Raw genomic sequence first — 7155 nt, forward strand, 5'->3', positions numbered from 1 at the left:
GACCAGGACGACCCAGTGGCGCGCCGCCGCCTCTCATATCGTCTGGTTCTCCGCGTTGTTCCTGAGCCCCTCCTGGCTTGCGTACCGGCTGATCATGCTCCGGTTCAACCGGGCGGAGCTCCTGAGGCCGCTTCTGCGGTTCGGCAGCGTCATTCGCCGTAAGCACGCCTGAGTGCGCAACGGCGCAACGGCAACCCGCCTCGTCAGATCTCGCTGCAGGCCCTCGAGGCGCCGATCACACGCTTTCGATGGTGCGAATTGTCTCGCGCATTGGCCCGTGAAGAGTCGTTAAGCCGGCAAGGCGGCTGCGAATCCGCTTATCGGACTGGCGAAGACGAATATTTTCCGACAGGCGCAGAACATATTCCTTTGATTTCCACGCAAACCATGCCGCTCTGTCGATCGCGGTCGGCTCGCGGACCGAATCTGCCGCCTTTGCAATCGACGACGTCATCGTCAGTTCAAGGCACGGGAAAGGAAATAAGGCGTAATTGTAAAGGCCGTTTGCCCAGAACCGGTCCATCTCCCAGTCGACGGGTCGATGGATCGTCGTCACGCTGTCGATGAATCGACGCGCGGCGCGGCTGGAGATCAGATAGGCCTGGGTTCCCATCGGTGCACGCTCAAACCGCACCAGTTCCCGCTGATCCAGCCAGGCAACATGCTTGCACTGCGCCATGTGCCGTCCATACAGCCGGAGATAGCCGATCTCGGCAGCCTTGCAGATATCCGGAAGTGATCGAAAGCCGAATCCAGCATCGAGAACGACGTCGTCTTCCATCACAAGAGTCCACGAATCCTCCGAGTCCGACTCCGCCAGTTGCGCCATGATGCTCATATGGCTTGCTGCACAGCCGATCTCGGCTCGAGAAAGGCCCCTGCCCCAAAAGCGAATGGCCAGCGCTTCATCATATTGCGGAAGTCCCTGGGCCGGCACACGCAGGGCATCGAAGAAGGACCACGGAATATCAAGCGCATCCAGGTTTTCAGTTGCGCGCTGGCGGCGATGGGAACCGGCCAAACTAATCGCCATAATTCTGAGATTGCTGCCCATTGCTTGATCAGTCCGACGCTGTCGACTTGGAACCGTTTGCACACGACCCTCGGAACGATTAGCGCGAACTTGTCGGTGCTGACAAGGACGCGTCACGCATCTGAAGGCCGCCATGCTGTCGGCCATGTTTTCATGTTCCTACTCGGTCAGCACGACCAAATTCGCGGCTACGCTACGGCGGTCCGCATTCGCAGCACCTTGGAGCGAACCAAAGATCCTCACGTCAGAGTGAATAGATAGGTCGCGAGAGTCGCAATGGTCTCAAGCCAAGAGAGGCGTGGATGCTATCAAAGCGTCGAACCAACGGCACCATGGCAATACTGTTCGTCGCATCGTTGGTCGTCGCCGGCGCAGCACTTTATTTGGCCTTGAACCGCGAAGGCTTGCGACATTGGCTGCAATCCATGCCGCCCTTCAATCGAAGCAATCAGGTCGTTGGCGGCGCCGTCGTCGGCCAAAATGGCACTGGGTTGTATGAGGGCTATACGCTGTCCTGGGGCGATGATTTTGACAATCTCGATATCGTTGGTCCTCGAAATCCCCGCGGAAAATTCTTCCCGACCGGTGCCTATCATCCGGGCATCCGCGGCAATACCACGTCGCTAGGGACAGCCTTCGATGCCGACCCGCTTGCGACGGGCTACAAAGACCGCAACCGCGGCGTCGCGGTCGGTTTCGACAACATGTCGGTTTCCCACTCGGTGCTGCGGCTGGGAGCGCGCATGGCAACAGAGCGCGAGCAGGCATTCCTAACGCCGACCGATCGGTCCATCAACGGGGGCGTCCGTCCGCATCTCTCCGCAATGATCCATACGGCGGGAGCATTTGCATACTACCCGACCACCAACGCAGTCATTGTCGAGATGCGTGCCCGGTTCAGCTCCAGGCTTACAAATCCGGCCGGCTTTCATCCGACATTCTGGACTTATTCGGTCGCCCCCGTGCTCAATCCAACCGGCAACGAGTGGGATCTGGAGTGCAACTCTCAAGGCATGCATTTCAGCAATATCGTCCACACGTCGGGGGCAATCTCGACCGACAACAGCGCCGGACCATTCGACTACATGGACGACACGTTTCACGTGTTCAGCTTTGTCTTTCGGAACGGGGGGAACACCCAATTCTATGTCGACGGCGCACTTCGGGCCCAATTTGTCGGCGTCGACTCGAATACCAAGAGCATGCCTTCATATGTTCTTCTGACGTCACATATCTTCAACAGTACGTTCGCGGGCGAGGCGTATAACGCCGAGGCATGGGCCGGCTCGACGACTGGGGCCTATCTCGATGTCGACTGGATCCGCGGCTGGCGGACGGCAGGCGTCAAGCATTGGAAGCCGCTGGTTTCGGTCGCAGACCTTAATGTCGACTACGACGGCAACGGCAAGGTTGTGCTGCCGAGCCCCATGGCTCTCTGGGGTGATGCGAGCGTTACGGAATTCGTCCAGGTCTTGCCCTATGACAGCTCCGAACCGGGCATGTCGGAGCAAACGACGTTCACGCAATTTCCGGAAGGAATTTCGTACGACGCGGCCTCGCGCACGATCAGGGCAGACTTCACCACCGGCACGGGCAATGCCGGGCGGTCGCACGTCGTCGTATATGGCTATAAGCCCGACGGCTCGACGATGGAGCCTCTGCGATTCTCCATCAATCGCGGCCCAAACGTGACGACCGGTTCCCTTTCGGCCACCACGGGCGGTGGCTACCGCCACGATGTCTATGGTGACTGCGACGTCGGCGTCATGATGCCGAAGGTCTTGTCCGTCAAAGGACTACCGCAGGGTCTTTCCTTTAACGCCTCCACCGGGCTCATCACCGGCACACCAACGGCAACAGGGGTCGGCAATCTGACAATCTCCTGCACAAACAACGCGGGCCAGACAACAACGAGAGCGGCCACACTAGCCGTCGACGCGCACGATCCGGCGAGCCACCCGGACGGAGGATGATGCTTGACCGTCACCCTTGATCCGCCGGAACCCGACTGCTCTTGCAGATATCCAGAAAGGTTGCGACGGCCTCGTCCACGCTTCTGCTCAACGGCCGGCCCAGCTTTTCGAACGGCTTGCTCCAGGCGTCGACGAACGTGCTGATCTTGCCATAATTGTTGTCAAGGACCGAGTGCGGCACATTCAACAACACGCAGAAGATGTGTGTGTGAAGCCGGTCCGTGATCACGTAGGCGGACGATCCAACTTGCTTCATTCCGCGGGCCACCCGGTTCGACGCCAAAAGATGAAACCACCGAATACGCAAGTCGAGCTCGGACGGCATCCTGCCCTTGAACAGGCGAAGAGATGTTTCGAGCAGCGCCTGAAGCAAGAGCCACTTTCCCAAGCCTCGCTGTTCCGTAAGCCAGTCCTCGACGACTGCAAAGCTCGGGAGCGGGCGAGATCGCTTCTGCTCCCCCTTCTCGTGATCGGTTCGGAGCAGCAGCAACAATTTCCTAGTAATCTCCGCTCGTGAGCTCTGCGACCCAAGGCAGAATGCCATGTCCGGACAGAGATCGACGGCGGCTGTGAATTCCTTTCTCGCGATGTTCAGGCTTTGCAGGTCGCGGACCAGAATCCGGAACTTTTTGTGGGAGTTGATGATTTCCGCGGCGCGTTTGAGACTTGCTCTCGTGGAGAAGTGAATGGTTTGCGGTAACTGGATGATCTGGCGATCCGGAAACTCCGACAGAAGTCTGAGCCGGAACTCCTGATGACTTGGCCACAGGTCGCCGAAATTTCCCCCACCATGGATCAGGATAGGTCCGGCAGGAACGGCTCTCTCAAAGTCTTCCTTTGCCCAGGTGTCGTAGGTGCACACGTAGGACGGTGCCCTGCCCAGCTTCTGCTGCAAATAGGTCTCTTCACCCAACCAAATGGCGCTGTCGCCCACATTCGGATGGTTGGGGAAATCCACCAGCGCAAAGTTCTCGACGCCCTCCAGATGAGGCCCGATGACCTTGTCGATCTCGCTCTGCAATTCCGCAATGAGTGTACGAGAATCCTTCATTGGAGTTTCTATGGGACTTTCGGCCATCGTCCTTAACTCTTCGGCGCCGTCGGTCACATCACAGCATCGAACGGCTTCCGATGCATCGCCAACATTTCGCATTCGACAAATCCACCTCTGCGATTGCGCGAGACACTCGCTACGGGAGAGCGAACGACGAATCTGCGTGCAGCAAGCGAGACCGCTGGACAGTTTGCGCTGCCGTGCTCCCCGCGTCACGCATCAGATTCGAACTTTCACGCTCAGCCGGCGTCTGCCTCTATCACTCTCTCGTGTCCCCGCCGGTGCCGCCCCGCCGATCCAGAAGCCGCCCCGGTTCCAAAATACCGAATTGGTCGGCCTGGCAACCGAAGGGAAGACTCGGCAACACTGCGAGTAGCGACAACACCGCACATATTCATGACAAAAATCGACTCTATTGACGTCTTAAGGCAGGCAAATGTGTTCGTTGCAACGAACATGGGCAACGAGTGTACGGGAATGCCGCTTCCTGCAGCACTCACGCGGATTCGTTAGCGAGCTTCCGCGACCGTTGACTCGCAATCACGGCCGTCCCCTACTCCGTCGCCTGCCGGCTTTCGCTGAGATATGCCTGATAGGCGAGCTTGAGCCCATCCTCGAGCGAGGTCTTGGCCTGCCAACCCAATTGCATCAATCGGCTGACGTCTAGCAATTTGCGCGGCGTGCCGTCAGGGCGCGAGGTGTCATAGCTGATCTCGCCGGAATAGCCGACGGTCGCCGCGACCACGCGCGCGAATTCGGCGATGGTAATATCCACCCCTGTGCCGATGTTGACGAGCTCGCCGCTCGAATAGGTCTTCATCAGGTGGATACAGGCGTCCGCCAGATCGTCGACGAAGAGAAATTCGCGCCGCGGCGTGCCGGTGCCCCACACCGCGACGTTCTTCGCCCCCGATATCTTGGCCTCGTGGAAGCGTCGGATCAACGCGGCGACGACATGGCTGTATTCCGGATGATAATTGTCGCCGCGACCATAAAGGTTTGTCGGCATCACGCTGATGAAGTTCGAGCCGTACTGGCTGCGATAGGCCCCAACCATCTTGATGCCGGCGATCTTGGCGATTGCATAGGGTTCGTTGGTCGACTCCAGCGCGCCGGTCAGCATCGACTCTTCGCGCAGCGGCTGGGCGGCAAGTTTGGGGTAGATGCAGGACGAGCCGAAGAACATCAGCTTCTCGCATCGATTGACGTGCGCGGCGTGGATCACGTTGGTTGCGATTACCAGATTGTCGTAGAGGAACTCGGCGCGCAGCGTATTGTTCGCGACAATGCCACCGACCTTGGCAGCGCCAAGGAACACTACCTGCGGACGCTTTGCAGCGAACCATCTGTCGACGGCGGCCTGCTCACGCAGGTCGACCTTGCTCCGCGACACCGTCAGCAGCTCGACATCTTCCTCCGCAAGCCGCCGCACCAGCGCGGAGCCGACCATGCCGCGATGCCCGGCGACGAAAACGGTCTTGCCGGCCAGCTCAAACGGAGTGCTTGCCATTGGCAATCTCCCGCCTGGCCTCGGGTAAATCGCCCGCAACCATTTGCTTGACCAGTTGCGCGAACGGGGCCCTGGATTTCCAGCCCAGCTTGTCGTGCGCCTTGCTGGGATCGCCGATCGGGAGATCGACTTCGGTGGGGCGGAGATAAGTCGGGTCGATCCGCACGATGACCTTCCTTGAGCGTTCATTCATATCACTCACCCGACTGCGCGGTCATCATCGACGATTTTCCCACTTTCCCAAATCTGTTGGCGATCACGCCGAGGATCCGCAGGATCTCATGCTCAGGTCCGGTCGGCGAACCCGCCACCCGCCAGAATCCAAACACTGAGCCGACATAGGCAAAAATGCTCACGAGAACAACGGCGGTCAACCGAGCATAGACGTGAGACTCGTGGCCGAAGAATGTGATGAAAGCCCAATTGGTGAGAAGACCGACGATGATCATCGTGCACGTGGATAAGGCTGTCCTCAGATTCACGAGAAATTGCCGGGAGACAGAGGTGCCGATCAATTCGCGGACCAGGACCATGTTGTAGACGACACCGCCCAGCGTAACCGCCACACGAGCGACAAGCAGGCCAAGCAACCCTCCCACCCACAAGCCCGCAACAATGAAAGGCAATCTCACGATCAGGACCGCAACGTCGCGATGAAATAACCTGCGCGTCTGCCCAAGGGCCAGACCAAGAGGTTGGACGGTCGCGCTGAGTGTATGCAACGCAATTGCGCCACCGAGAAGCTGGATCACGATTGTCGCACCTGCCCAGGCATCGCCCAGAGCGAGCGGAACGAATTGATCGGCGATCATCGCGAAGCCGAACCCCGCCGGAAAGGCGATCGCACACAGCATCGATTGCGCCGACAGATAAGCTCGCTGAAGGGCGGCTTTGTCGTCCCTCAGCTTCACGAACGCAGGAAACAGCGTTCCTGCAAGCGGGTTTGTGGCTTCTCGGGTCGGCGTGGCGGCCAGGTCGCTGCCCAGCACGTATCCGCCCAGGGTGGATTTACCGAGAAAGTATCCGATGATGATCTGGTCAAAACGCCAGTTCAGCGTGCTAACCGCCTGCCCGAGCGATAGCCACACAGAGAACGACCATAGGGAGCGGCTGCCCCTTATCCGGAATTTTGGCCGGAACGGCTGGATCAGATAGGAAGCGACGACATCGACGAGGTTGGCGACGACGGCCCCGGCGATCAGAGCCCAGTAGCTCCTGAAGAAAATGGCGATCCCAGAGGAGATGAGGATGGTTGCGAGTGCCCGGCTGCTGCTCGTCACGAATTCCTGCCAGAACACGAGCTGGCGCTGCATCATCGCGAGCATCGGATTTCGAAGGCCTGATATCGCAACCGAACAGCTCAGCACCAATAGGATCGGAATCAAACGAGCATCGCCGTAGGACAGCGACACCGGATAAGCGAGCAACGACAGCAAGAGTGCGAGCAGGCAGGCGCGAGCCAGGCTCAACGTCCAGGCGGCGTGGAACTGATCTTCACTTGGATCCTTGTGGTGGATTAGCGCCGATGTCAGGGACAGCTCGGTCATCGACGCCAGAATAGCAATGATCGCCGTCGCGACGGCGA

5 protein-coding genes and 1 pseudogene are annotated in these 7155 nt (G+C 59.0%); 1 reads left to right on the forward strand and 5 read right to left on the reverse strand.

Features of this window, described 5'->3' with window-relative positions; all coding sequences use genetic code 11:
- Positions 1-235: 235 nt before the first annotated feature.
- A complete protein-coding gene (locus SO180_RS41605) occupies positions 236-1054 on the reverse strand; it encodes a glycosyltransferase family 25 protein (protein ID WP_449384571.1) in 819 nt (272 codons plus the stop codon).
- Positions 1055-1365: 311 nt separating this feature from the next.
- Here SO180_RS41605 and SO180_RS41610 point away from each other — a divergent pair, with 311 nt between their 5' ends.
- A complete protein-coding gene (locus SO180_RS41610; protein ID WP_449384572.1) occupies positions 1366-3006 on the forward strand; it encodes a putative Ig domain-containing protein in 1641 nt (546 codons plus the stop codon).
- A gap of 10 nt (positions 3007-3016) precedes the next feature.
- On the opposite strand, the gene SO180_RS41615 is transcribed toward SO180_RS41610, so the two are convergent.
- From SO180_RS41615 to SO180_RS41630, 4 genes and pseudogenes are all read right to left on the reverse strand, one after another.
- Positions 3017-4114, reverse strand: coding sequence for a polysaccharide pyruvyl transferase family protein (locus SO180_RS41615; RefSeq protein WP_449384573.1), 1098 nt, complete (start codon positions 4112-4114; stop codon positions 3017-3019).
- 499 nt (positions 4115-4613) lie between these two features.
- On the reverse strand, positions 4614-5570 hold the full coding sequence (gene fcl / locus SO180_RS41620) for a GDP-L-fucose synthase (RefSeq protein WP_449384574.1): 957 nt from the start codon (positions 5568-5570) through the stop codon (positions 4614-4616).
- Positions 5551-5754 (reverse strand): annotated as a pseudogene (locus tag SO180_RS41625) (GDP-mannose 4,6-dehydratase); the annotation flags it as partial. The gene fcl and the pseudogene SO180_RS41625, both read right to left, overlap by 20 nt.
- 10 nt (positions 5755-5764) lie before the next feature.
- Positions 5765-7155: oligosaccharide flippase family protein (locus SO180_RS41630; protein WP_449384575.1), on the reverse strand; the 1391-nt coding region annotated here is incomplete at its 5' end.

Source organism: Bradyrhizobium sp. UFLA05-112 (assembly GCF_053572325.1).